This is a genomic window from Mycobacterium sp. NGS19 (assembly GCF_059813155.1).
The window spans coordinates 670,329-694,397 of record NZ_JCALEB010000001.1 but is presented as its reverse complement, the minus strand read 5'-3'; the positions used below and the strand labels follow the sequence as shown (position 1 = coordinate 694,397).

The following is a 24,069-nucleotide window of genomic DNA, read 5'->3' as shown; positions in this document are numbered from 1 at the left end:
CTAGGTGTGCGCCGGTGACTGATGTCGACGTTCGACGAGCCAACACACCACGAAAATCGCGAACGAGATCGTCGTGACGAAGACCGAGATCGGCACACCCGGGGCCAGCGACAGCACGATGCCGCCCACCGCAGCAAGCTCGGCGAACAGCACCGACACCGCAATGGTGGGCATCGGTGCCGAACATACTCGCGCCGCTGCTGCGGCAGGAGTGATCAGTAGGGACATGACCAGCAGGGCGCCGACGATCTGTACGCCCTGCGCAGCGACGACGCCCACCAGCGCCGCGAACACAATGCCCAGCACGCGCACCGGGACACCGCGCGCCGCGGCCACCTCCGGGTCGACGGTCGCGAACAACAGCGGCCGGTATGCGACCACGAGCACGATCGCGAGAACCACGGCGACGACGACCAATTGGGCCAGACCGGAATAGCCGACCCCGACGATCTGGCCCGTCAGCAGTGCGAAACTGGTCCCTGCCCGACCCGGGTAGAGGTGGATGAACAACACCGCAAGGCCCAAGCCGAAGGCCATCACCACGCCGATGGCTGAATCGCGTTCTCGCGCACGCTGTCCCAACACGCCGAACAGCACCGCGGCGATCAAGCTTCCCAGCAGCGCGCCGACTCCGACGTTGAAGCCTGTCAACAGTGCGAACGCCGCTCCCGTCAAAGACAATTCGGATGAACCGTGCACCGCGAACGACATCTGCCGCATGACGATGAACGGCCCGATCAGTCCGGCCGTCAATGCCAGCAGCGCGCCGGCCACGATTGCCTGCTGCACGAAGTCGCGGCTCAGCAGGTCCGCCGTGACGTGGAGGTCGAACAGCTTGTCAAGCACGCGAGCGATGTTGTCACTCATGGCAATAGCTCCGGTTGCCCACCACCACGTATTGCCCGCGTATTCGCAGCACGTCGACATCGGCGCGGTACAGCTTCGACAGGTTCTCGGTAGTCATCACCTCGTCCACGGTGCCGACTCGGAACCTGCCGTCGACCAGATACAGCACCCGGTCGACGAAGGGCAGCACGGGGTTGATGTCGTGGGTGACGAACACCACCGCAGTCGCCGCGTCGCGCCGCCGCTTGTCGATCAATGCCGAGACCTGTTGTGCGCTGGCCGGATCAAGGTTCAGCAGGGGCTCGTCACACAGCAACAGAAGGGGATCTCCGGCCAGCGCCTGAGCGATCCGCAGCCGCTGCAGTTCGCCGCCGGACATCACGGAAAGCGGCGCCTTGGCCAGATGCTCGGCGCCCACCGCGGCAAGCGCGCTGTCGACGGCCGAGTCGTGCTGCCGCCGAATCGTTCGGCGAATGGTCCATCCCCAGCGGTGTCCGTCGACCCCCAGGCGCACTAGATCAGCGCCGCGCATCGTCAGTCCGCGCTCCGCGCCCCGATGTTGCGGAATGTAGCCGACGGTGCTGCGCCCCGACGAAACAGGCTGCCCCGCAATAGAAACCGCGCCGGTCGTCAACGCTAGCTGGCCCGTGAGCACCTTCAGTAGTGATGTCTTTCCCGAGCCGTTGGGCCCCAGCACGGCGACGAATTCGCCGCGGTCGACGGTCAGATTCAGGCTGTCCCAGAGTACGCGGTCGCCGAACGCGAGGCCGGCGTCGCTGAGCTGGACGAGGGGCGTGCTCACTGGCGGTGTGCGTCGATCCGCTGCAGCGCCGCGCTCAACTGCTCGACGGTGTGCCGTTGCCACGACACGTAATCCGTTCCGGCGGGCAGTGTCTCGCGCACCTCCACGACCGGCACGCCTGCCGCGTTCGCAGCATCTACCACCCGGCGCGTCACCGACGTGTCGGTTTGCGGGTTGGACAACACCACCTGCACGCCGTGGGTATTCACCAGATCCAGTACTGCCGCGATGTCGGCGGGCGCAGGATCGGCGTCGGCGGTCACCGCTTTGTAGTAGCCCTCCGGCGTCTTGTCCACCAGCCCCGCCGCCACCTGGAGATAGTGGGCGACGTCCTCGGTCGCAATCACGCCCGCACCGCGGTGTGCGGCGGCGATATCGCGCTCGGTGGCGGAGATGGCGCGCAGCTGGTCGGTGAACGTTTCGGCGTTGGCGCGGAAGTCGGCGGCGTGAGCGGGATCGGCGGCGCCCAGTTGGTCGGCGATCGCGTCAGCCACTCGGTTGACGGTGTCGAGGTCGTAGAAGACATGCGGATTACTTCCCGGCTGATACCCGCCGACCGTGAACGCCTCGATGCGCTTCACCGCGCCGTTCTGCTTCAGCACCGGCGCGACGAACGCGTCGTAGCCGCCTCCGTTGTAGACCACCAGGGCGGCGTCGGCGATCGCGGCGGCGTCGGCGGGGCTGGCGTCATAGGAGTGCGGGTCTTCGGCGGGGTTGTCGATGATCGCCCTGACTTGCACATGCTCGCCGCCCACTGCTGCAGCGACGGACCCCCACACCGTGGTCGACGCGACGACGCTGAGCTTGTGCGACTGCTCGGACGACGGCGTGCACGCGGCGACGGCAAGCACGACCGCAGCCCACACGACCGCGGCCAGCCCCATCACCCGACGCATGCCTCGCCTCACTTAAATGAAAACCGTTTCCATTAATGTAGCGCATCTCAATGCATGGATGCGCTAACGTCGGAGAGCATGGCCAGGACGGGCGGGCACCGGCGGCGGGCCACGCTGGATTCTCTGGCCGCCGAGCTCAACGTCTCGCGCACCACGGTCTCCAACGCGTACAACCGACCGGATCAATTGTCGGCCGGTCTGCGTGAGCGGGTGCTGCAAACCGCGAAGCGACTCGGCTATCCGGGTCCCGATCCGGTGGCGCGCTCGCTGCGGACCCGGAAGGCCGGCGCGGTCGGCCTGGTGCTCACCGAGCCGCTGAACTATGCATTCAGCGATCCCGCGGCGGTGAGTTTCGTCGGCGGGCTGGCGGAGTCCTGTGAACAGGTGGGCCAGGGACTGCTGCTGGTGGCGGTCGGGCCCGCACGCAGCATCGCCGAAGGGTCGCACGCCGTGCTCAGCGCAGGTGTGGACGGCTTCGTCGTCTACTCGGTGGCCGACGACGACCCCTATCTGCAGGTGGCGCTCGAACGCAACCTGCCTGTCGTCATCGTCGACCAGCCCAAGGACGTCGCGGGTGCGTCGGGTGTGTGCATCGACGACCGGGCGGCGATGCGGGAACTCGCGGATTACGTTGTGCGCCTTGGGCATCGGGACATCGGCCTGCTGACCATGCGGCTGGGCCGTGAGCGCAGGACGGCGGCCGCGTCGGTGGCGACGCCAGAGCGGTTGCGGTCAGCGCATTTTCACGTGCAGCGGGAACGCATTCACGGCGTGCGCGACGCGATGGCGGCCGCCGGCCTCGATCCCGACTCGTTGACCGTGGTGGAGAGTTACGAGCACCTGCCGACGTCGGGTGGCGCGGCCGCAGAGGTGGCGCTGGAAGCCAACCCACGCATCACCGCACTGATGTGCACCGCGGACGTGCTGGCGCTGTCGGCGATGGACTACCTGCGAGCGCGCGGCGTCTACGTGCCGGGGCAGATGACGGTCACCGGTTTCGACGGCGTGCCCGACGCATTGCGTCGGGGGTTGTCCACCGTCGCCCAGCCGAACCTCGAAAAAGGCCGTCTGGCAGGCAAACTCCTTCACACACCGCCCCGCAGCGGGCTCCCGGTCAACGAGGTGCTGCCCACGGAACTGGTCCGCGGCCGCACTGCCGGACCTCCGGCCTGACCGCTCGACCGGTCAGATCTTGGGGTGGTCTTCGTCGCCGATCAGTAGACGCACGGCCAGATCCAGCCGCTTGCTCACGTCGGTGGCCGAGGCCCGCCGGGTCAGCCATGCGAGCAGATTGGACAGCCACACGTCCGAGATGACCCGGGCGATGTGGTACTGGTCCTCGGTCGGCTCGCCGTCGCTCATCGCCCGCGCGAACATGCTGTCCATCAGCTTGCCGACGTGGTCCACCTCGCCGGCCGCGGACGCGTCGGCGAATACGAATGCCCGCGTCATCGCCTCGGTCAACAGCGGGTTGCGCTGCATCGCCCGGTTCAGCCGGCTGATCATCTGGTGCAGTCGCTGATACGGCGTGCCGCCGCCCAGCGACATCCGGTCCGTTTTGGCGTCGATCCGCTCGAACTCCCGCCCCAGCGCAGATACCAGCAGATGCACCTTCGACGGGAAGTACCGATACAACGTTCCGACCGCCACGTCGGCTCGTTCGGCCACGGCGCGCATCTGCACCGCCTCGTAACCGCCCTTAGAGGCGATAGCCAACGTGGCATCCAAGATGCGCTTGCGACGCTCCCGCTGAGCCTCCGAGCCGAGTTCGGATTCGGCCAGGGCGGCCACCGTCAGGACCTGGGGCTGACGCGGTTCGCTCGACGAGCCGGAACTGGCGTGTGCTGGCGTCGACATGCGGTAAGCGGCTCCTTGTCTTCGTCTACGAGAAGAAACGATACGCATTCCGGCCGTGGATTTCTCGCCGGGAATCGGCCCGCCTACGCTCGTGTCCTGCTCGGATGCGTGCCGGTTCGCCAACCGGCACCCGTACTATTAGAACACGTTCTAGTAGGCTGCACGTGTCTTTACCTCACGGCTTAGGAGGCTGACCGTGGCAGCAGCGTCTCCAACTCGGGCAAGCAGCTCGCCGGACGACCAGGCCGCCGCCAGAGAGCTGGTGCGTTCATGGGCACCCGGATCCGGGGCTGTCGCAGCCGCGCGGGCCGTCGAGCAAGGCGATCCCGATGCCTGGCAGAAGCCGTTCCGCGGGCTGGCCGAACTCGGCTTCTTCGGGGTCGCGGTGCCCGAGTCACTGTCGGGCGCCGGTGCCGGCGTCGCGGACTTGTGCGCGATGCTCGAGGAGGCCGCCTACGCGCTGGTGCCCGGGCCGGTGGCCACCACCGCGCTGGCCACGCTGCTGCTTGACGACGAACACGTGCTCGCCGAAATGATGTCCGGACAGCGCAGCGCCGGCGTCGCCCTCGACGGCGACCTGAGCGTCGGCGACGGTCGTGTCAGCGGCACCCTGCCGGTTGTGCTGGGCGGCAGGGCCGGCGACTACGTCGTGGCCGCGGCAGGCGAGCAGTGGCTGCTGGTCGACACCAGCGCCGACGGCGCGACGGTCGAGGTGCTGACGGCCACGGACTTCTCGCGCCCGCTGGCGCGCGTCGTGCTGGACTCTGCACCGGCGGTGACGCTGACCGTCCCGGGTCGGCGTGCGCACGACCTCGCCGCCACGGTGCTCGCCGCCGAGGCCGCCGGGGTGGCCCGCTGGGCGCTGGACACCGCCACCGAATACGCGAAGGTCCGCGAACAGTTCGGCAAGCCGATCGGCAGCTTTCAGGCGATCAAGCACATCTGCGCGGAGATGCTGTTGCGGGCCGAGCAGGCGTCGGTGGCAGCGGCCGACGCGGCCCGGGCCGCCGACTCTGACGACCGGCAGCTCTCGGTGGCCGCGGCCGTTGCAGCTGCGGTGGGGATCGACGCCGCCAAGGCCAACGCGAAGGATTGCATACAGGTGCTCGGCGGCATCGGGATCACCTGGGAGCACGACGCGCACTTGTATCTGCGCCGCGCACACGGTATTTCGCAAGTGCTCGGCGGCCGGTCGCGCTGGTTGCGCCGGGTCGCCGCCCTCACCCGCGACGGAGTCCGCCGCGAATTGCACATCGACCTCGCGGCCGTCGAGGACCTTCGGCCGCAGATCAGAGCCGCGGTCGCGGAGGTGGCCGCGCTGCCCAAGGAGAAGCGTCAGGCCGCGCTGGCCGACGCGGGTCTGCTGGCGCCGCACTGGCCCAAGCCGTACGGCAGAGACGCCTCGCCGGCCGAACAGTTGCTGATCGACCAGGAGATGGCCGCGGCCGGGGTCGACCGCCCTGATCTGGTGATCGGCTGGTGGGCCGCTCCGACGATCCTCGAACACGGCAGCCCGGAACAGATCGAGCGCTTCGTGCCCGCGACCCTGCGCGGCGAGCTGACCTGGTGCCAGCTGTTCAGTGAACCCGGCGCCGGCTCGGACCTTGCCGCGCTGCGCACGAAAGCCGTTCGCGCAGAAGGGGGGTGGCGGCTCACCGGGCAAAAGGTGTGGACGTCGGCCGCGCACAAGGCGCACTGGGGGGTGTGCCTCGCGCGCACCGATCCGGACGCCCCGAAACACAAGGGCATCACCTATTTCCTCGTGGACATGAAATCCGAGGGCATCACGATCCGGCCGCTGCGCGAGATCACCGGCGACGAGCTGTTCAACGAGGTGTTCTTCGACGACGTGTTCGTGCCCGACGAGATGGTGGTCGGTGAGGTCAACGACGGCTGGCGGCTGGCACGCACCACGCTGGCCAACGAACGTGTCGCAATGGCACACGGCACCGCGCTCGGCAATCCGATGGAGCAGCTGCTGGCGACGGTGTCGCAGGCCGACCTCGACCCCGCCGAACAGGATCGGCTCGGCGCGTTGATCGTGGCGGCGCAAGTGGGCTCGCTGTTGGATCAGCGGATCGCCCAACTGGCCGTCGGCGGCAAGGATCCCGGCCCGCAAGCCAGCGCCCGCAAGCTCATCGGTGTGCGCTACCGCCAGGAGCTGGCGGAATTCCGGATGGACCTGTCCGAAGGCGCGGGCATCGTGGAGAACCGCGAAGTCCACGACTTCCTCAACACCCGTTGCTTGACCATCGCCGGCGGCACCGAGCAGATCCTGCTGACCATGGCCGCCGAGCGGCTGCTGGGGCTGCCGCGCTGAGCGCGGCGTGAGGTCAGCTGAAGGTGGTCTGCGCGCAGGTGGTCGGCGAGGTGATGTTGACGCCGGAGTACACCACCTGGATCTCCGCGCACACGATGTAGTCGGAATTGAGCAACGGCTGGCCGGTCTGCCAGTCGGTCGGCTGGCTCTGGCCGGAGATCTGGTACTTCTCCGGCGGGCCGCCGCCGAAGTAGATCGTCGTGATCTCGCGCCGGCCCATCTCCTTGTACTGCCGCGTATTTGCCGCTACCACTTGGGTTTCCAAGTTGTTCAGCCGGTTCGACGAGCGCAGCGTGGTGGTCTGGCGCGCCCACAGGTCATCCGGAAATCCTTCGATACCGTCGGCTGACCGGCGGTTGGCCGCAACAGTGAAGTAGCACTGTTTGTCGGCCAGCGGGCAATTCGCGGTGACGTGCACTTCCAACTGCATGCCGTCCGGCAGCGGAAACGACGTGTCCTTGGTGTCGGACGCCGCAGAGGCCAGCCCGGGAACGCCGAGCCCAACACCGAGCAGTCCGCCTGCGATGGCTACCGCAAATCGCTTCATGGTGCTCCTCCCCAGCATGCGAAATGGTAGCCGCGGGCTATTCGTCGTAGGTGACTTCGACGGAATCCGACCGCGGGCGGGCCTGACACCCCAGGATCAGCCCTTCGTCGAGGTCCGATGGCTCGAGCACGTCGTTGACCTCCATCTCGACCTCGCCGCTGCGCTTGAGCACCGCACACGCTCCGCAATGTCCCTCGCGGCAGGAGAACGGCGCGTCGAGGCCCTTGTCCAGCAGCACGTCGAGCAGCTTGGCGTTACGCGGCCAGGAAATCTCATGTCGCTGGCCGTCGAGGTGCACGATCGCGGTGGCAGGCGGCTCGTCGCTGTCGTCCTCGATCACGACGGCTGCGAACGGATCGGTGTCCAAAGAACGGAAAATTTCGATGTGCAGCCGCTCCTTGGGCACGCCGATGCTTCTCAGTGCGGCTTCGGCGGCGGCCATGAACGGGCCGGGTCCGCAGATGAAGGCGTCGTGGGCGGCGTACGGCGCCATGAGCGCAGCCAAGGCGGCTTGGGTGGGCAGCCCCTGCACGGATTCCAGCCAGTGCATCACGGTGAGCCGGTCGGGGTATTTCGCGGCGAGTTCTCGCAGCGTACCGGCGAAGATCACCGAGTTCTCGTCGCGGTTGGCATAGACGAGGACGACCTTGCCGCTGCCCTCGGCCAGCGCCGACTTGCAGATCGCCATCATCGGGGTGATGCCGCTGCCGGCAGCGACGAGCAGGAAGTCCGTGTCGAGCGTGCGCGGGACGAAGGTTCCCGACGGGGCGAGTACGTGCAGCCGCATCCCGGGGTGCGCGTGATCGCACAGCCAGTTGGACGCGTAGCCGTCGGCGGTGCGTTTGACGGTGACGGCCATCGCGTCGTCGGTGAACGGCGAGGTGCACAGCGAATAGCAGCGCGCGACCGAGCCGGTGCGGTCGCTGGGAATCCGCAGAGTCAGGAATTGGCCCGGGGCGTACTGCAGCTTCTGTGGGGAGATGACGGGGTCGTTTGGACCGTCGGGCACCTTGAACACCAGAGAGCGCGCGTCGTCGGTCTCCGCGACGACGTCGGCCACCTGCAGTTCCAACACGTGGCTGCCCAGCGGCTCGTCGGTCACGACTCTCCTTCCGGCAGGAACTAGAACATGTTACAGAAATGTGGTTGTCCGGGTCTACCTGCTGCAGGAATGCGGTGCTCGACTAAAATCGTAACGTGTTCTAATCTTGCGACTGAACCGCGACCTTGGAGGCAGCAGTGACGTCCATTCAACAGCGCCCGGTGACCGAAGGGGCCCAGGCGGTGCTCGACGCCGTCGACGAACTACTGCCCAAGCTGCGGCAGCGCGCCCAGGAAACCGAGGAACTGCGCCGCCTTCCGGACGCTACCGTCAGTGAACTCCAGGAGATCGGATTCTTCAGGTTGCTGCAGCCGCAGCAGTGGGGCGGCCTGCAATGCGACCCCGCGCTGTTCTACGAGGCGGTTCGCCGGCTTGCCAGTGCGTGCGGCTCGACCGGCTGGTGTGCGTCGATCATCGGCGTGCACAACTGGCATCTGGCGCTGTTCGACCAGCAGGCCCAAGAAGAGGTGTGGGGCGACGACAGCAACGTCCGCATCTCGTCGTCGTACGCGCCGATGGGTGCGGGGCAGGTGGTCGACGGCGGCTATCTGGTCAACGGCGCTTGGAACTGGTCGTCAGGTTGCGACCACGCCACATGGACGTTCGTCGGCGGGCCGGTGATCAAGGACGGTAAGCCGGTGGACTTCGGCAGCTTCCTGATTCCGCGCAGCGAGTACCAGATCGACGACGTGTGGCACGTCGTCGGCCTGAAGGGCACCGGCTCCAACACGCTGGTGGTCAAAGACGTGTTCGTGCCGCGCCATCGGTTCCTGTCCTATAAGGCGATGAACGACAAGACCGCCGGCGGCCTGCAGACCAACACTGCCCCCGTCTACAAAATGCCTTGGGGCACAGTGCATCCCACGACAATTTCGGCTCCTATCGTGGGCATGGCCTACGGCGCGTACGAGGCGCATGTGGAGCATCAGGGCAAGCGGGTGCGAGCCGCGTTCGCGGGTGAGAAGGCCAAGGACGACCCGTTTGCGAAGGTGCGCATCGCGGAGGCAGCCAGCGACATCGACGCCGCCTGGCGCCAGTTGATCGGCAACGTCAGCGAGGAGTACGCACTGTTGCAGGCGGACAAAGAGATTCCGTTCGAGCTGCGCGCCCGCGCCCGCCGCGACCAGGTGCGCGCCACCGGCCGCGCGATCGCGTCCATCGACCGGCTGTTCGAGGCGTCCGGCGCCACGGCCCTGGCCAATAGCGCTCCTATCCAACGCTTTTGGCGTGACGCCCACGCCGGCCGGGTGCATGCCGCCAACGATCCAGAACGCGCGTACCTGATCTTCGGCAACCACGAGTTCGGCCTGCCGCCGCAGGACACGATGGTCTGATGACGTCTTTCGCCGCCGAAGCCGCTCAGCAGCAAGAGGTCACGTTCGAGTCCACCTCGCGCTACGCGCAGGTGCGCTCGGGTTCTTTGGATATGCGCCTGCATTACCACGAGGCGGGCGTAGGCCACGAGCAGACCGTCGTGCTGTTGCACGGCGGCGGCCCGGGCGCGTCGAGCTGGTCGAACTTCTCGCGCAACATCGCGGTGCTGGCCAAGCACTTCCACGTGCTGGCGGTCGATCAGCCCGGCTACGGCCTGTCGGACAAGCACACCGAACACGAGCAGTACAACCGTTACAGCGCTAGAGCTTTGATGGGGCTGTTCGACCATCTCGGCTTACAGCGTGCCGCTCTCGTCGGCAACTCGTTGGGCGGGGGCACCGCAGTGCGGTTCGCACTCGACTACCCCGACAGAGCCGGGCGGCTGGTGCTGATGGGCCCCGGTGGGTTGAGCGTCAACCTGTTCTCGCCTGACCCTACCGAAGGCGTCAAGCTGCTCGGGAAGTTCTCTGTCGAGCCCACCCGCGAGAACTTGGAGAAGTTCTTGCGAATCATGGTGTTCGACCAGAAACTGATCACCCCTGAGCTCGTCGACGAACGCTTCGCGCTGGCCAGCACACCCGAATCGCTGGCGGCTACCAAAGCGATGGGGAAGTCGTTCTCGGGCGCGGATTTCGAGCTCGGCATGATGTGGCGCGAGGCCTACAAGTTGCGCCAGCGCGTGTTGCTGATCTGGGGCCGCGAGGACCGCGTCAACCCACTCGACGGTGCGCTGGTGGCGCTGAAGACCATCCCCCGCGCGCAACTGCACGTATTCGGCCAGTGCGGACACTGGGCGCAGTTGGAGAAATTCGACGAATTCAACAAGCTCACCATCGATTTCCTGGGGGAGTGAGGTACGGATGAGCATCCGGTCACTGGCGTATCTGCGCATCGAGGCGACGGACGTCGCGGCCTGGCGGGATTACGGCCTGAAGGTGCTCGGCATGGTCGAGGGCAAGGGCCACACCGACGGCGCGCTGTATCTGCGGATGGACGACTTCCCGGCGCGGCTGGTGATCATCCCGGGGAAGCGCGACCGGCTGCTGGAGTCAGGCTGGGAAACCGCGAACGCCCTTGAGCTGCAAGAGGTTCGCAACCGCCTCGACGTGGAAGGCGTGCCGTACAAGGAGGCGACGGCCGCCGAACTCGCCGACCGCCGGGTCGACGAGATGATCCGATTCCAGGATCCGTCGGGCAACTGCCTCGAGGTGTTCCACGGTGCCGCACTGGAGCATCGGCGTGTCGTCAGCCCGTACGGCCACAAGTTCGTCACCGGAGAGCAGGGCCTGGGCCACGTGGTGCTGACCACCCGTGACGACGCAGAGTCATTGCACTTCTACCGCGACGTGCTCGGGTTCTACCTTCGCGACTCGATGCGGCTGCCCCCGCAACTCGTCGGCAGGCCCGCTGACGGTCCTCCGGCATGGCTGCGCTTCTTCGGCTGCAACCCGCGGCACCACAGCCTGGCGTTCATGCCGGGCGAGACGCCCAGCGGCATCGTGCATTTGATGGTCGAGGTAGAGAACTCCGACGACGTCGGGCTGTGCCTCGACCGCGCGCTTCGCCGCAAAGTGCCGATGTCGGCGACCCTCGGCCGCCACGTCAACGACCTCATGCTGTCGTTCTACATGAAGACCCCCGGCGGCTTCGACATCGAATTCGGTTGCGAGGGACGCCAAGTCGACGACCGCGACTGGATTGCTCGGGAAAGCACGGCCGTCAGCTTGTGGGGCCACGACTTCAGCGTCGGCTTCAAGGCCTGAGCTTGTCCGCGCCGATCGACCCGCGCACATTCCGCAGTGTGCTCGGGCAGTTCTGCACCGGCATCACGGTGATCACCACGGTGTACGAGGACCGTCCGGTCGGGTTCGCGTGCCAGTCGTTCGCTGCGCTGTCGCTGGAGCCGCCACTGGTGTTGTTCTGCCCCACCAAGGTCTCGCGGTCGTGGAAGGCGATCGAGGCCACCGGGCGGTTCTGCGTCAACGTCCTGCACGAGAAGCAGAAGAACGTGTCGGCCCGATTCGGCTCCAAGGAACCCGACAAGTTCGCCGGAATCGACTGGCATCCTTCGCCTTTGGGCTCTCCGATCATCGACGGTTCGCTGGCGCACATCGACTGCACTGTCGCCTCCGTGCACGAGGGTGGCGATCACTTCGTGGTGTTCGGTGCGGTGCAATCACTGTCGGAAGTGCCCAAGAAGAAGCCCAGGCCGCTGCTGTTCTACCGCGGCGAGTACACCGGCATCGAGCCCGACAAGAACACCCCTGCGCAGTGGCGCGACGACCTCGAGGCGTTTTTGACCGCCACCACCCGCGACACCTGGCTGTAGCCGGCTTCGCGCGTCGCGAGCGTGAAGCCACTGCGGCGACACGCCGAGAGGCCTCGCAATGAGTTCACGTTTGCGAGCCGGGCGCTGAGTGTCACAAACCGGTGTCGTCCGGCGTCTAGATAGCGGAAGAAAACATCGGATCAAGGACGACAACATGGCTCGCTGGTATGTGTACACAGTGACCGCGCTGGTAGGAGTGGTCACTTTCGGAATCGGGGTCTGGTGCCTGGTCGACCCCGGCTCGTTCGCCCACTTCGTCGACTTCGAGGAACACGAGCATTTCCTGCACGACGCCGGTGCATTCCAGATCGGCCTTGGCGTCACGCTGCTTCTGGCGCTGATCTGGGGAGACGCGCTTGCCACGGCTGTTGCCGGCTTCTTCGTCGCCAACACCATCCACACCGTCAACCACGTGATGGACCTCGATCTCGGCGGCTCCGTCGCTCAGGTGTGGCTGCTCGCGGCGGTGTCCGTGGCCCTGGCGGTCGCGTTCGTCCTGCGGCTGCGCCAACTCGGCTACGTAGTGGGCGTCGTCAGTTACGCCACCGACCGCACTCTGGCGCCGTTCGTCCGTCAGAAGACGATCAGCCTCACCACTTTCCGCAAGGACGGCACACCCGGCAGCAGCCCGGTCAGCATCGCCGTCGACGGTGACCGCGCATACTTCCGCAGTTTCGATCGCGCGATCAAGGTGCGCCGGATGCGACGCGACCCGAAGGTGGAGTTCGGTCCGTCCACCGGCTCGGGCAAGGCGACCGGCCCTACGCAACCCGCGCGGGTAAGGCTGCTCGATGGCGAAGAATACCGGACAGCGGCACGGCTGCTGCGGCGCAAATATCCGCTCCTGCACGGTGCGATCGTGCCGTTGATGCATCGCCTGATGCGCAAGAAGTTCGGCCGCACAGTGCATGTCGAGCTCATTCCGGTGACCGCGGAGGAAAGCTAGCCCGCCGGGTCCGTGGACGGAGACGCAATGGATCACACGCTGGACACACAAGCCCGAACACGCGCGTTCGCCCGAGTGCTCGGGCCGTTCTTCACGATCGTGCCCGCGATCGTCGCGGCACGCGTGACTCACATGCGGACACTTCTGGCTGCCTACCAGGCAAATCCGATGTGGCCGTGGGTCCTCGGTGCGTTCCTTCTCATGGGCGGCCTGGTGATCATCGCCTTTCATCAATACTGGCGCGGCACCGCCGCCATCCTCGTCTCCGCCCTGGGCTGGTTCCTCGCGATCCGAGGCATGCTCCTGCTGGCGGTTCCCGAACCGGTCAACCAAGCCGCTGATGCGCTCACCAGCCCGACGGCGTACGCAGTGGCGCGGGTGTTCTTCGGCTGCTTGGCACTTGCCGGGCTGTATCTGACATACGTCGGGTGGAGCGCGCCGCGAAAGCACACGTAGTCAATTCGCGGCCGGAATGGTATGTAACGGAATCGGTTGGCAATGCGGCATGGCGGAGGGAGCCCACGCGTGAGTCGAGGGATCAGGGGCGCGGCAGCTGTTTGCGTGGCACTGTTTGCGGCCGGCTGCGCAGGATCCGACGACAGCGCACCGCATGCTGCGTCGAGGCGATCGACGCCCAGCGCAGCGTCGGCGACCAGCGCCGAATCACCGAGCCCAGGTGTGATGACGTTCAGATATGAGGATGCGTCGTCGCCAGAAGCGATCCACGGCCGACAGCTCATGACGGATGCGAAGCTGCTCGAGGACGTCACCCAGAACACCAACGACATCTTGAAGCTGCCTTTCGACGTTCCAGTGGTAGGCAAGCAGTGCGACGACGAGAACGCGTTCTGGAGCTCCGACGACAAGACGATCACCCTGTGCTACGAAGATCTCGAACACAGTTACCGGATCTTCGTCGGCGACGGCGACCAAGATCCGGTGACATCGGCGGTCAACTCCGAAGTGGCCACCTACTATCACGAGCTCGGGCATGCAGTCCTCGACGTATACGACCTGCCCTTCACCGGACGCGAAGAGGATGTGGCTGACCAGCTGTCGGCGTTCATGCTGCTGGCGCCGGGAAGTGACGGAAAGCCAGACCCCAACGGTGTTCGCATCGCGACCGATTTCGCGCGAATGTTCAAGGGCTACAACGACGAATCCGGCGGTGACGCCAACGATTTCCCGTTCTACGACACCCATTCGTTCGACATGACGCGCATGTACAACTTCGAGTGCTGGATCTACGGATCCGACCCGGCGGACAACAAGAACATCGTCACCGACGGTCTGCTCCCGCAGGACCGGGCCGACGGCTGCGAAGACGAGTTCGACAAGATGTCGGCAGCCTGGGACCAGATGCTCGGCCCACATATGAAGTAGGGCAACAAGGTTCGCCCGGCGTCAGCGCTGCGCCGCGAGCCACGGCGCAATCCGGCGCAGCGCTTCGTCGATGTCTTCGGTTGGACCGGCGAAGGACAAGCGCACGAACGAGTTACCGCGCACGGTGTCGAAGTCGATGCCCGGCGCGATCGCAATGCCCGTGTCCGCCAACAGCTGCGAGCAGAACGACAACGAGTCCGTCGTCACGTCCGAGACGTCGGCATACACGTAGAACGCGCCGTCCGTGGGCGCCAGTTTGTCCAGGCCGATCGCCCGCAATCCGTTCAGCAGCCGATCCCGGTTCACGGCGTAGTGGTCCACGCGGGCGTCCGCCTCGGCCACGGATTCCGGCGTGAACGCAGCCGCCGCGCCGAACTGTGACAGCACCGGCGGGCAGATCGTGAAGTTGCCGGTCAGGCAGTCCACCGCCCGCCGCAGCGCCGCAGGCACCAGCAGCCAGCCGATGCGCCAGCCCGTCATCGCGAAGTACTTCGAGAAGCTGTTCACCACAACAGCGTTGCGCGACGTCTGCCATGCGCAGCTGGTTTCGGGCGCGCCCGGATAGACCAAGCCGTGGTACACCTCGTCGCTGATCAACTGCACCCCGGTCTCGTCGCACCACGTTGCAATCGCGGCGAGCTCGCCGGGCGGAATCACTGTGCCGGTCGGATTGGCGGGGCTGGCGACCACCACTCCGCGCACCGGCGGATCCAGCTCGGCGAGCATCTGCGCGGTGGGCTGAAACCGGGTCTCCGGGCCACATGGCACGTCGACGACCTCACAGCCCAACGCGGACAAGATATTCCGGTAACACGGATAGCCTGGGCTGGTGACCACGACGCGGTCACCCACGTCGAAGCAAGCCAGGAACGCCAGCAGAAAGCCTCCCGACGACCCAGTGGTCACCACGACGTCGCCGGCGTCGACGGAGATGCCGTGCCGGGTCTGGTACGCGCCGGCAATCGCGGCGCGCAGCTCGGGGATACCCAATGCGACGGAATAGCCGAGTTGATTGCGTTCCAGTGCATGCGCGGCGGCCGCGCGCACTGGGCCGGGTGCACCGGCGCTGGGCTGGCCGGCGGCCAGGTTCACCAGGTCGCCGTGGGTGCGCTGGCGCTCGTCGGCGGCCAGCCAGACGTCCATCACGTAGAACGGCGGCACACCGGCGCGCAGCGCGACCTGAGTACTCACGCTTGGCTATTCAACACCTCGGACTCCAGCCGCCGCAGGTAGTCCCGCGGCTGCCCGAGCAACTGCCTGCTGCCGTGGGCCCGTTTGAAGTACAGCTGGATGTCATGCTCCCAGGTGATCGCGATACCGCCGTGCATCTGAATAGCTTCTGCCGCAACAGCATCGAATGCCTCGGTGGCGGCCACACGAGCCAGTGCGGTGGCGGTCGGCGTCGGGTCCGCGACCGCGTCGTCCACGACGGCTCGCGCGGCCGACAGGGCGACGTACAGGTCGGCCATCCGGTGCTTGAGAGCCTGAAAACTGCCGATCGGCCGACCGAACTGGATCCGCTGCTTGGTGTAGTCGACCGTCAATTCCAGGCACCGCTCGGCGGCGCCGATCTGCTCGGCCGCCACCAGGATCGCTGCCGTATCCGCGAGACCCGGATCGGTGCCCAACACTGCGGTGTCCTGAGCGGTCAGCCGGGCCAGCCGCCGCGTGGGATCCATCGTGTCGAGCGGGTCCGCGGTGAACGTCGTCCACCGCACCAGCCGCTCGCCGTCCGCGGCCACCACAACGTCGGCGATGTCGCCGTTGATCACGTAGTCCGCGTCGAACACCACCGCGCCGATCGCAGCGCCCTCGGCCAGACGGCCCAAGGTGTCGGCGTCGACCTCGTCAGCGGCCAACAACGCGAGTTCGGCAAGGGTGGTACCGAGCAGCGGCGTCGGCACCAGTCCGCGGGCCAACTCGGACAAAACCGTTGCAGCATCGGCGAGTTCCCCACCAGCGCCGCCGATGTCGTCGGGAATCACCAGAGCCGCGGCGCCCACCTGCTCGCATAACAGCTTCCACAGTGACTCGTCGTATCCGCGTTCGGACGCCATCGCCTCACGCACCGCTTCGGGCGAGGCGTGCTTGCTGACGAGCCCACGCACCGTTTCTCGCAACAGGTCCCGTTCTTCGCTCACAGTCCTATCCGTTCTGCGCGCAAGCGGCTCGTCACAGTGCCTCCAGAACGCGCCGCCGATGGAATGCCGAGTCGCCCCATGCCGACCGCAGCGCCTGCACCCTCAACAACCACAGCGACAGGTCGTGCTCCGCGGTGAAGCCGATCGCGCCGTGGGTCTGCAGCGCGTGGCGCGCCGCCAGCGTTGCCGCATCTGTGGCCGCGACCTTCGCGGCGCTGACGTCGCGGCCGGCTTCGGCTGAGCCGTCGGCCACCGACAGTGCGGCGCCGTACACCAGCGGCCGAGCCATCTCGAGCGCGATGTGCACGTCGGCGAGCTTGTGTTTGATCGCCTGATACGAGCCGATCACCCGGCCGAACTGGCTGCGCTGCTTGGCGTAGTCCACCGCCATCGACAGCATGGCCTGCCCGGCGCCGACCAGCTGGGCGGCGGTGGCCAGCGCACCGAACTCGAACCCCCGGGTGACGTCGGCCGGCCGACGCTGACCGGTTGCCGTCACGTCGTAGAGCCGGCGGCTCGGGTCGACGGAATCGTGCGATTGCTGCGGTGACGCATCGCTGACCTCGCCGTTCGCGGCCAGCAATGTCAGACCGGCCGCCCCGGCGTCGACGGCACGCGGTACCAGCGGCGGCAAGGCGACCGTCGCGATCAGGTCACCGGCAGCCAGCTGTTCGGCGCGGTGGTCGTCGGCCAGCAGAACCGGCGCCACCGCAACGGATTCCGTGACCGGCCCTGGCACGCACCAACGGCCCAGCCTTTCGAGCGCGACGACGAGGTTCACCGGATGTGCCTCGATACCGCCGAACCGCTCCGGCACGGCCAGCGCGGTGACCCCGAGATCGGCGAGCCGGACCCACACCTTCCGGCCGGGCGCGGTGTCGCCGACCGCCCACGCCCGCACCGCCGACGGCATGTCCGCGCTGCCCAAGGCAGCGTCGATGCTTGTGGCGAAGTCCCGCTGTTGTTCGTCGAGAGCGAATCTCACTTGGTCTTCTCCCGCGGCAGGCCGAGCAATCGCTCGGCGATGATGTTGCGCTGAATCTCGTTGGTGCCCGCGTAGATCGGGCCGCCGAGCGCAAACAACAGACCTTCGTTCCACGGATCGGCGAGCTCGCCGTCGGCGCCTCGGATGTCGAGCGCGGTCTGGTGGATCGCGACGTCGAGATCGCTCCAGAACACCTTGGTCACCGAGGATTCGGCACCTAGCTCGCCGCCGTCGGCCAGCCGTGTCACGGTGCCGAACGTGTGCAGTCGGTACGCCTGCGCCTTGATCCACGCGTCGGCAACACGCTCGCCGAACTCGTTGGCGCCACGGGCTTTCCACAGCTGAGCCAGCCGTTCGGTGGCAGCGACGAAGCGGGCCGGGCTTCGCAGTGACATGCCGCGCTCGTTGCTCGACGTGCTCATCGCCGCGCGCCAGCCGTCGTGCGGTGTGCCGATCACATCCTCGTCTGGCACGAACACGTCGTCGAGGAATATCTCGCCGAACCCGGTGTCGCCGTTGAGTTGTGCGATCGGCCGCACGGTCACGCCTTCGGTCCGCAACGAGAACATGAAATAGGTCAATCCTCGATGCCGTTCGGCCTGTGGGTCCGAACGAAACAGCCCGAAGGCCTTGTCGCCGAACACCGCTCGTGAGCTCCAGATCTTCTGGCCGTTCAACAGCCAGCCGCCGTCGGTCTTGGTGGCTGTCGACCGCAGCGACGCGAGGTCGCTGCCCGACTCCGGTTCGGACCACGCCTGAGCCCAGATCTCCTCGCCGCTGGCCATTTTCGGCAGCACACGGTCGAGCTGCTCATCGGTGCCATGCGCGAACAACGTGGGCGCGAGCATGGACGTGCCGTTCGCGCTGGCGCGTCCCGGCGCACCCGCGCGGAAGTACTCCTCCTCGAACACCAACCACTGCAGCAGGCTGGCGTCGCGGCCGCCGTACTTTCGGGGCCATGTGACCACCGACAGCCCGGCATCGAACAGCACCTTGTCCCAATGCCGGTGCTGCTCGAACCCCTCGGCTGTGTCGTACGACTTCGTCGGGAATGACGCCTTGTTGGCCGCCAGGAAGTCGCGGACTTCAGCGCGGAAGTCTTCGGTGGCTTCGTCGAAATCCAGATCCATCACGCCATCTCTCGCAGTTGTGTCTTGAGCACTTTGCCGCCCAGGTTGCGCGGCAGTGAGTCACAGAACACCACCGACCGCGGAGTCTTGAAATTCGCCAACTGCTTTCGGCTGAACGCGATCACGTCCTGTTCGACAAGGTCGGCACCGGGCCGGCGCACCACGAACGCTTTGCCCACCTCGCCGAGGCGTTCGTCGGGCACGCCGATCACCGCCACGTCGGCGACCCCGTCCAGGCGCATCAACGTCTGCTCGACTTCAGCCGGGTACACATTGAACCCGCCGCAGATGTACATGTCCTTGAGCCGGTCGCTGATCCGCAGATTCCCTGCCGCATCCAGGGTTCCGACGTCCCCGGTGTGCAGCCAGCCCTCGGCGTCGATCGCCGCCGCAGTGGCCTCGGGGTCGTCGAGATAGCCGAGCATCACGTTCGGCCCGCGCAGCAGCACCTCACCCGGCGTCGTCTCGTCGGGGGCGTCGATGCGCAGCTCGAAGTCGGCGATCGGGCGACCACACGTCGTCGCGACCGTGACGGCGTCGTCCTCCGGACGGCACATGGTGCCGAATCCGCTTGCCTCCGTGAGCCCGTACGCCGTCAGCACGACGTCGATGTCGAGTTCGGACTGCATGCGCTCGATCAAGACCACCGGCACCGTGGCCGCGCCCGTCACCGCGAACCTCAGAGAGCTCAGGTCGAAGTCCGCGCGGCCCGGATGGTCCAGCAGTGTCTGATAGATCGTCGGCGGCCCGGGCAGCACCGTGACCCGCTGGTCCTGCACCGCCCGCATCGCCTGCACCGGATCGAACGTCAGCTGCGGAATCAGCGTGGCCCCTGTCTGCAGACACGCCAGAATGCCGGCCTTGTAACCGAAGTTGTGGAAGAACGGGTTGATGCACAAATAGCGGTCGTCGCTGGTGACCTTGCCGCACGCCGCCCACGCAGCCGACGCCGACAGCGACTGCCGGTGCGCGCACAGCACGCCCTTGCTCCGGCCGGTGGTGCCGGACGTGAACAAGATGTCGCTGACGTCGTCGCCGCGCACTTTCGCCGCCCGGGCGTCGACGGCGTCGAGGTCGGTGCCGAGCGCGACGAACTCGTCCCACGGAAGGTGATCTGAGACTGGGCCTTCGACCGGAACGCGCACGATGTGGCGCAACGACGGCAGCGCGTCCGTCGGCAATCCGGCGACCCGGTCGGCGCCCAGAAATGGGCCCATTGCCACGAGCAGCGGCGCGCTGGTGCGGGCCAGGATATCGGCCGCCTCGTTCGCGGTGTAGCGGGTGTTCAGCGGCACCATCACCGCACCCGCGTGGTGGACGGCCAGGCACGCGACCACCCAATGCCAGGTGTTGGGCGACCAGATGGCGATCCGGTCACCGGGCTGCACGCCGAGCGCGATCATCGCCGCCGCGGCTCGTCGCACCTCGTCGCGCAGCTGTCGAAACGTGAAGCGGCGGTCGGGTGAGGCCAGCGCCTCGTGATCGGGCAACTGTCGTGCCATCCGCTCCAGCACCGCCGGAACGGTGAGCGGATCGTCCCCTGCCTTCCGGGCGTAGGCCCACGTCATGGACGCTCCTAACAAAGCAAGTGCTTGGTAGGTTAGCCTACAGGGGTGAACGAGGTCCAGGAGTTCAGGGCCGAGGTGCGCGCGTGGCTGGCCGACAACCTCGTCGGGGACTTCGCCCAGCTCAAGGGGCTCGGCGGTCCAGGCCGAGAGCATGAGGCGTTCGAGGAACGACTCGAGTGGAACCGCCGACTGGCTGCCGCCGGGCTCACCTGCCTGGGGTGGCCGAAGGAGCACGGTGGCCGCGGCCTGTCGGTGGCGCATCGGGTCGCGTTCTACGAGGAGTACGCGCTGGCCAACGCGCCCGCCAAGGTCAACCACTTCGGCGAGGAACTGCTGGGGCCGACGCTGATCGAGTTCGGAACCTCCGAACAGCAGCAGCGGTTTCTGCCCAGAATCCTCGATGTCACCGAGTTGTGGTGTCAGGGTTACTCCGAGCCCGGCGCCGGCAGCGACCTGGCCAACGTGTCGACCACCGCGGTGCTCGACGGCGACCAGTGGGTGATCAACGGGCAGAAGATCTGGACGTCGCTGGCGCAGTGGGCGCAGTGGTGCTTCGTGGTCGCGCGTACCGAAAAGGGCTCCAAGCGCCACGCCGGCCTGTCCTATCTACTGGTGCCGCTCGACCAGCCCGGCGTCGACATCCGGCCGATCAACCAGCTCACCGGCGACTCCGAGTTCAACGAGGTCTTCTTCGACGACGCGCGCACCGACGCGAACCTGGTGGTCGGCGAACCTGGCGACGGCTGGCGCATCGCGATGGGCACGCTGACGTTCGAGCGCGGGGTCTCGACATTGGGCCAGCAGATCGTCTACGCCCGAGAGCTGTCCGGGATCGCCGAGCTGGCGCAGCGCAACGGCGCTGCCGACGACCCGCTGATTCGCGAGCGGCTGGCCCGTGCGTGGGCCGGGTTGCGCGCGATGCGGTCCTACGCGTTGGCGACCATGGACGTCGAGAAAGCCGGGAGCCGGATGGCCGGCGACATCTACAAGGGCCAAGACAATGTGTCGAAGTTGTTGTGGGCCAACTGGCATCGCGATCTCGGTGAGCTCGCCATGGACATCGAAGGCAAGGCAGGCATGGTCAAGCCGGACGGCGACTTCGACGAATGGCAGCGGTTGTTCCTGTTCTCGCGCGCAGACACCATCTACGGCGGGTCGAACGAGATCCAGCGCAACATCATCGCCGAGCGGGTGCTCGGGCTGCCCCGGGAGGTGAAGGGCTGAATGACGTTGACGCATGCCCCGAAAGAGATTGACGGACACGGGCTTCTGGCCGGCAAGGTCGTCGTCGTGACGGCCGCCGCGGGCACCGGAATCGGCTCCGCTACCGCCCGTCGGGCCCTGCTGGAAGGCGCCGACGTGGTGGTGTCGGACTACCACGAGCGCCGGCTGGAACAGACCCGGGACGAGTTGATCGCGCTCGGTCTGGGGCGAGTGGAAAGTGTGCTGTGCGATGTGACGTCCAGCGTCCAGGTCGACGCGCTGATCGCGTCGACGACGGCGCGGCTGGGTCGGCTCGACGTGCTGGTGAACAACGCCGGGCTGGGCGGTGAGACACCCGTGGTCGACATGACCGACGAGCAGTGGGACCGCGTGCTCGACGTGACGCTGAACTCGGTGTTCCGTGCCACCCGTGCGGCGCTGGCCTACTTCCGCGAGGCCAAGCACGGCGGTGTGATCGTCAACAATGCCAGCGTGCTCGGCTGGCGTGCACAGCACGGTCAGGCCCACTACGCGGCCGCGAAGGCCGGGGTGATGGCGCTGACCCGCTGCTCGGCGATCGAGGCGGTGGAGTTCGGGGTGCGGATCAACGCGGTGGCGCCCAGCATCGCCCGGCACAAGTTCCTGGACAAGGTCACCTCGCCCGAGTTGCTGGACAGGCTCTCCGCCGGTGAGGCGTACGGCCGCGCCGCAGAGCCGTGGGAGGTGGCGGCCACGATCGCCTTCCTGGCCAGCGACTACTCGAATTACCTTACCGGCGAAGTGATTTCGGTATCGAGCCAGCATCCATGAGTGAGCAGCAGGTCAGCAGACGCGACGAGCTCCTGGAGCTCGCGGCGAGCATGTTCGCCGAGCGGGGGTTGCGCGCCACCACGGTGCGCGACATCGCGGACCGCGCCGGCATCCTCTCGGGCAGCCTGTATCACCACTTCGCGTCGAAAGAGGAAATGGTCGACGAGGTGCTGCGCGACTTCCTCGACTGGCTGTTCGCGCGGTACCAGCACATCATCGACACCGAGCCTAATCCGCTGGAACGGCTCAAGGGCCTGTTCATGGCGTCGTTCGACGCGATCGAGAATCGCCACGCCCAGGTGGTGATCTACCAGGACGAGGCCAAGCGACTGCTGGGGCAGCCGCGGTTTTCCTACCTGGAGGAGTTGAACCGACAGCAGCGGCAGATGTGGGTCGACGTGCTCCAGCAGGGCATCAAGGAGGGCTACTTCCGGCCCGACCTCGACGTCGATTTGGTGTACCGGTTCATCCGGGACACCACGTGGGTCTCGGTGCGCTGGTATCAGCCCGGCGGACCTCTGACGGCCGAACAGGTTGGCCGCCAGTATCTTTCGATCGTCCTCGGCGGAATCGAAGCCGAGCAGTCAGGGTGAGGAGTCTCAACATGCCCGAGGCATACATCGTCGATGCCGTGCGCACCGCCGTCGGCAAGCGCAACGGCGCGCTGGCCAAAGTGCATCCCATCGACTTGGGCGTGCACGCATTTCGCGGAATCTTCGATCGGGTCGACATCGACCCGGCGGCTGTCGACGACGTGATCGTCGGCTGCGTGGACGCGATCGGCGGGCAGGCCGGCAACATCGGCCGCAACGCGTGGCTGGCCGCCGGGTACCCCGAAGAGGTGCCCGGTGTCACCGTCGACCGGCAGTGCGGTTCCAGCCAGCAAGCGATTTCATTTGGCGCGCAAGCGATCATGTCCGGCACAGCAGACGTCATCCTTGCCGGCGGCATGCAGAACATGAGCCAGATCCCGATCGCCTCGGCGATGGTGGTCGGTAAAGAGTTCGGGTTCACCTCGCCGACGGGGGAGTCGGAGAATTGGCGGCATCGCTACGGCGACGAGGAGATCTCGCAGTTCCGCGGTGCAGAGCTGATCGCCGAGAAGTGGAACCTGTCCCGCGAGGAAATGGAGCAGTATGCGCTGACCAGCCACCAGCGTGCGCTGGCCGCGATCCGCGCGGGGCGTTTCGACAACGAGATCATCCCGGTCAACGGGTTCAGCGTCGACGAGGGGCCGCGCGAGACCTCGCTAGAGAAAATGGCCGCGCTGCCAACGCTTTCCGAGGGCGGCCGGTTGACGGCGGCAGTGGCCAGCCAGATCTCCGACGGGGCTAGTGCGGTGCTGCTGGCATCCGAGCAGGCGGTCGCCGATCACAAGCTCAAGCCCCGTGCCCGCATTCATCACATCAGCGCGCGCGGCGCCGACCCGGTGTTCATGCTCACCGGCCCTATCCCGGCCACCCGGTACGCCCTAGAGAAGACGGGGCTGTCGATCGACGACATCGACGTGGTCGAGATCAACGAGGCGTTTGCGCCGGTGGTGATGGCCTGGTTGAAAGAGATCAAGGCCGATCCGGAGCGGGTGAACCCCAACGGCGGCGCGATCGCCCTGGGCCATCCGCTGGGTGCCACTGGCGCGAAGCTGTTCGCGACGATGCTCAACGAGCTCGAACGTGTCGGCGGACGCTACGGTTTGCAGACCATGTGCGAGGGCGGCGGCACCGCCAACGTCACGATCATCGAGCGGCTGTAGCGCCCCCGCAGCACCGCGAGCGTGCGTGTCTGAACGCCGACACGCCGGCCGAATCCGTACATTGGCGCACCCTCGCG

General features: G+C 66.8%; 24 protein-coding genes. 13 read left to right on the top strand and 11 right to left on the bottom strand.

Going from position 1 to position 24,069, the window contains the following annotated elements:
* Genes AC5Y4N_RS03585 through AC5Y4N_RS03575 form a run of 3 tightly spaced genes read right to left on the bottom strand, consistent with a single transcriptional unit; the run spans position 1 to position 2,544 of the window.
* Positions 1-867 (bottom strand): metal ABC transporter permease, encoded by an 867-nt coding sequence (locus AC5Y4N_RS03585; protein WP_499907174.1) that lies wholly within the window; start codon positions 865-867, stop codon positions 1-3.
* Complete coding sequence (locus AC5Y4N_RS03580) at positions 860-1,648, bottom strand: metal ABC transporter ATP-binding protein (protein WP_499907172.1); 789 nt, start codon at positions 1,646-1,648, stop codon at positions 860-862. Before AC5Y4N_RS03580 ends, AC5Y4N_RS03585 begins: the two co-directional genes overlap by 8 nt.
* Positions 1,645-2,544: a metal ABC transporter solute-binding protein, Zn/Mn family gene (locus tag AC5Y4N_RS03575; protein ID WP_499907170.1), complete on the bottom strand. Its 900-nt coding sequence runs from the start codon at positions 2,542-2,544 to the stop codon at positions 1,645-1,647. The genes AC5Y4N_RS03580 and AC5Y4N_RS03575 overlap by 4 nt, the downstream gene beginning before the upstream one ends.
* A 78-nt stretch (positions 2,545-2,622) precedes the next feature.
* On the opposite strand from AC5Y4N_RS03575, the gene AC5Y4N_RS03570 reads away from it, so the two are divergent.
* Entirely contained in the window at positions 2,623-3,717 is a 1,095-nt protein-coding gene (locus tag AC5Y4N_RS03570) for an Rv3575c family transcriptional regulator (RefSeq protein ID WP_499907168.1), read from the top strand.
* A gap of 12 nt (positions 3,718-3,729) precedes the next feature.
* Here the strand turns inward: AC5Y4N_RS03570 and kstR are convergent, their stop codons facing one another.
* Positions 3,730-4,335 carry a cholesterol catabolism transcriptional regulator KstR gene (gene kstR / locus AC5Y4N_RS03565; RefSeq protein ID WP_499907489.1) on the bottom strand — a complete coding sequence of 202 codons (606 nt, stop codon included), beginning with the start codon at positions 4,333-4,335 and terminating at the stop codon, positions 3,730-3,732.
* Between the two features lie 262 nt (positions 4,336-4,597).
* On the opposite strand from kstR, the gene AC5Y4N_RS03560 reads away from it, so the two are divergent.
* Positions 4,598-6,721, top strand: coding sequence for an acyl-CoA dehydrogenase family protein (locus AC5Y4N_RS03560; protein ID WP_499907165.1), 2,124 nt, complete (start codon positions 4,598-4,600; stop codon positions 6,719-6,721).
* A gap of 13 nt (positions 6,722-6,734) precedes the next feature.
* On the opposite strand, the gene AC5Y4N_RS03555 is transcribed toward AC5Y4N_RS03560, so the two are convergent.
* Positions 6,735-7,268: a hypothetical protein gene (locus AC5Y4N_RS03555; RefSeq protein WP_499907163.1), complete on the bottom strand. Its 534-nt coding sequence runs from the start codon at positions 7,266-7,268 to the stop codon at positions 6,735-6,737.
* A gap of 37 nt (positions 7,269-7,305) precedes the next feature.
* Positions 7,306-8,370, bottom strand: coding sequence for a 2Fe-2S iron-sulfur cluster-binding protein (locus AC5Y4N_RS03550; RefSeq protein WP_499907161.1), 1,065 nt, complete (start codon positions 8,368-8,370; stop codon positions 7,306-7,308).
* Positions 8,371-8,507: 137 nt separating this feature from the next.
* On the opposite strand from AC5Y4N_RS03550, the gene hsaA reads away from it, so the two are divergent.
* From hsaA to AC5Y4N_RS03515, 7 genes are all read left to right on the top strand, one after another.
* A complete protein-coding gene (hsaA, locus tag AC5Y4N_RS03545; protein WP_499907159.1) occupies positions 8,508-9,704 on the top strand; it encodes a 3-hydroxy-9,10-secoandrosta-1,3,5(10)-triene-9,17-dione monooxygenase oxygenase subunit in 1,197 nt (398 codons plus the stop codon).
* Positions 9,704-10,597 carry a 4,5:9,10-diseco-3-hydroxy-5,9,17-trioxoandrosta-1(10),2-diene-4-oate hydrolase gene (gene hsaD, locus AC5Y4N_RS03540; protein ID WP_499907157.1) on the top strand — a complete coding sequence of 298 codons (894 nt, stop codon included), beginning with the start codon at positions 9,704-9,706 and terminating at the stop codon, positions 10,595-10,597. Before hsaA ends, hsaD begins: the two co-directional genes overlap by 1 nt.
* 7 nt (positions 10,598-10,604) lie before the next feature.
* A complete protein-coding gene (gene hsaC, locus AC5Y4N_RS03535; protein ID WP_499907155.1) occupies positions 10,605-11,507 on the top strand; it encodes an iron-dependent extradiol dioxygenase HsaC in 903 nt (300 codons plus the stop codon).
* A 2-nt stretch (positions 11,508-11,509) separates the two neighbouring features.
* On the top strand, positions 11,510-12,073 hold the full coding sequence (hsaB, locus tag AC5Y4N_RS03530; RefSeq protein ID WP_499907153.1) for a 3-hydroxy-9,10-secoandrosta-1,3,5(10)-triene-9,17-dione monooxygenase reductase subunit: 564 nt from the start codon (positions 11,510-11,512) through the stop codon (positions 12,071-12,073).
* Between the two features lie 154 nt (positions 12,074-12,227).
* Positions 12,228-13,019: a PPOX class F420-dependent oxidoreductase gene (locus AC5Y4N_RS03525; protein ID WP_499907151.1), complete on the top strand. Its 792-nt coding sequence runs from the start codon at positions 12,228-12,230 to the stop codon at positions 13,017-13,019.
* A gap of 27 nt (positions 13,020-13,046) precedes the next feature.
* Positions 13,047-13,475 carry a hypothetical protein gene (locus AC5Y4N_RS03520; protein ID WP_499907149.1) on the top strand — a complete coding sequence of 143 codons (429 nt, stop codon included), beginning with the start codon at positions 13,047-13,049 and terminating at the stop codon, positions 13,473-13,475.
* A gap of 69 nt (positions 13,476-13,544) precedes the next feature.
* Positions 13,545-14,402: a DUF4344 domain-containing metallopeptidase gene (locus AC5Y4N_RS03515; protein WP_499907147.1), complete on the top strand. Its 858-nt coding sequence runs from the start codon at positions 13,545-13,547 to the stop codon at positions 14,400-14,402.
* Between the two features lie 21 nt (positions 14,403-14,423).
* Here the strand turns inward: AC5Y4N_RS03515 and AC5Y4N_RS03510 are convergent, their stop codons facing one another.
* Genes AC5Y4N_RS03510 through fadD3 form a run of 5 tightly spaced genes read right to left on the bottom strand, consistent with a single transcriptional unit; the run spans position 14,424 to position 20,226 of the window.
* On the bottom strand, positions 14,424-15,593 hold the full coding sequence (locus AC5Y4N_RS03510; RefSeq protein ID WP_499907145.1) for a pyridoxal phosphate-dependent aminotransferase: 1,170 nt from the start codon (positions 15,591-15,593) through the stop codon (positions 14,424-14,426).
* Positions 15,590-16,543 (bottom strand): acyl-CoA dehydrogenase IpdE2, encoded by a 954-nt coding sequence (gene ipdE2, locus AC5Y4N_RS03505; RefSeq protein ID WP_499907143.1) that lies wholly within the window; start codon positions 16,541-16,543, stop codon positions 15,590-15,592. The genes AC5Y4N_RS03510 and ipdE2 overlap by 4 nt, the downstream gene beginning before the upstream one ends.
* Before the next feature lie 31 nt (positions 16,544-16,574).
* Positions 16,575-17,528, bottom strand: a complete 954-nt coding sequence (locus AC5Y4N_RS03500; protein WP_499907141.1) for an acyl-CoA dehydrogenase family protein — start codon at positions 17,526-17,528, stop codon at positions 16,575-16,577.
* Positions 17,525-18,658: an acyl-CoA dehydrogenase family protein gene (locus tag AC5Y4N_RS03495; RefSeq protein WP_499907139.1), complete on the bottom strand. Its 1,134-nt coding sequence runs from the start codon at positions 18,656-18,658 to the stop codon at positions 17,525-17,527. The genes AC5Y4N_RS03500 and AC5Y4N_RS03495 overlap by 4 nt, the downstream gene beginning before the upstream one ends.
* On the bottom strand, positions 18,658-20,226 hold the full coding sequence (fadD3, locus tag AC5Y4N_RS03490) for a 3-((3aS,4S,7aS)-7a-methyl-1,5-dioxo-octahydro-1H-inden-4-yl)propanoate--CoA ligase FadD3 (RefSeq protein WP_499907137.1): 1,569 nt from the start codon (positions 20,224-20,226) through the stop codon (positions 18,658-18,660). The genes AC5Y4N_RS03495 and fadD3 overlap by 1 nt, the downstream gene beginning before the upstream one ends.
* A gap of 45 nt (positions 20,227-20,271) precedes the next feature.
* On the opposite strand from fadD3, the gene ipdE1 reads away from it, so the two are divergent.
* From ipdE1 to fadA6, 4 genes are read left to right on the top strand one after another with little or no spacing between them, the layout of a single operon-like run.
* A complete protein-coding gene (gene ipdE1 / locus AC5Y4N_RS03485; protein WP_499907135.1) occupies positions 20,272-21,450 on the top strand; it encodes an acyl-CoA dehydrogenase IpdE1 in 1,179 nt (392 codons plus the stop codon).
* Entirely contained in the window at positions 21,451-22,239 is a 789-nt protein-coding gene (ipdF, locus tag AC5Y4N_RS03480) for a (5R,7aS)-5-hydroxy-7a-methyl-1-oxo-2,3,5,6,7,7a-hexahydro-1H-indene-carboxyl-CoA reductase (protein ID WP_499907133.1), read from the top strand. It abuts the gene before it with no gap.
* A complete protein-coding gene (gene kstR2 / locus AC5Y4N_RS03475; protein ID WP_499907131.1) occupies positions 22,236-22,832 on the top strand; it encodes a TetR family transcriptional regulator KstR2 in 597 nt (198 codons plus the stop codon). The genes ipdF and kstR2 overlap by 4 nt, the downstream gene beginning before the upstream one ends.
* An 11-nt stretch (positions 22,833-22,843) precedes the next feature.
* A complete protein-coding gene (fadA6, locus tag AC5Y4N_RS03470) occupies positions 22,844-23,992 on the top strand; it encodes a steroid 3-ketoacyl-CoA thiolase FadA6 (RefSeq protein WP_499907129.1) in 1,149 nt (382 codons plus the stop codon).
* The last annotated feature ends 77 nt before the right edge of the window (positions 23,993-24,069 follow it).

Excerpts from the sequence above, each read along its gene's own strand:
- AC5Y4N_RS03585 (WP_499907174.1), bottom strand. The coding sequence starts at position 867 with ATGAGTGACAACATCGCTCGCGTGCTTGACAAGCTGTTCGACCTCCAC.
- AC5Y4N_RS03575 (WP_499907170.1), bottom strand. The coding sequence starts at position 2,544 with ATGCGTCGGGTGATGGGGCTGGCCGCGGTCGTGTGGGCTGCGGTCGTG.
- AC5Y4N_RS03570 (WP_499907168.1), top strand. The coding sequence starts at position 2,623 with ATGGCCAGGACGGGCGGGCACCGGCGGCGGGCCACGCTGGATTCTCTG.
- AC5Y4N_RS03555 (WP_499907163.1), bottom strand. The coding sequence starts at position 7,268 with ATGAAGCGATTTGCGGTAGCCATCGCAGGCGGACTGCTCGGTGTTGGG.
- hsaD (WP_499907157.1), top strand. The coding sequence starts at position 9,704 with ATGACGTCTTTCGCCGCCGAAGCCGCTCAGCAGCAAGAGGTCACGTTC.
- hsaC (WP_499907155.1), top strand. The coding sequence starts at position 10,605 with ATGAGCATCCGGTCACTGGCGTATCTGCGCATCGAGGCGACGGACGTC.
- AC5Y4N_RS03525 (WP_499907151.1), top strand. The coding sequence starts at position 12,228 with ATGGCTCGCTGGTATGTGTACACAGTGACCGCGCTGGTAGGAGTGGTC.
- AC5Y4N_RS03520 (WP_499907149.1), top strand. The coding sequence starts at position 13,047 with ATGGATCACACGCTGGACACACAAGCCCGAACACGCGCGTTCGCCCGA.
- AC5Y4N_RS03495 (WP_499907139.1), bottom strand. The coding sequence starts at position 18,658 with ATGGATCTGGATTTCGACGAAGCCACCGAAGACTTCCGCGCTGAAGTC.
- fadD3 (WP_499907137.1), bottom strand. The coding sequence starts at position 20,226 with ATGACGTGGGCCTACGCCCGGAAGGCAGGGGACGATCCGCTCACCGTT.
- ipdF (WP_499907133.1), top strand. The coding sequence starts at position 21,451 with ATGACGTTGACGCATGCCCCGAAAGAGATTGACGGACACGGGCTTCTG.
- kstR2 (WP_499907131.1), top strand. The coding sequence starts at position 22,236 with ATGAGTGAGCAGCAGGTCAGCAGACGCGACGAGCTCCTGGAGCTCGCG.
- fadA6 (WP_499907129.1), top strand. The coding sequence starts at position 22,844 with ATGCCCGAGGCATACATCGTCGATGCCGTGCGCACCGCCGTCGGCAAG.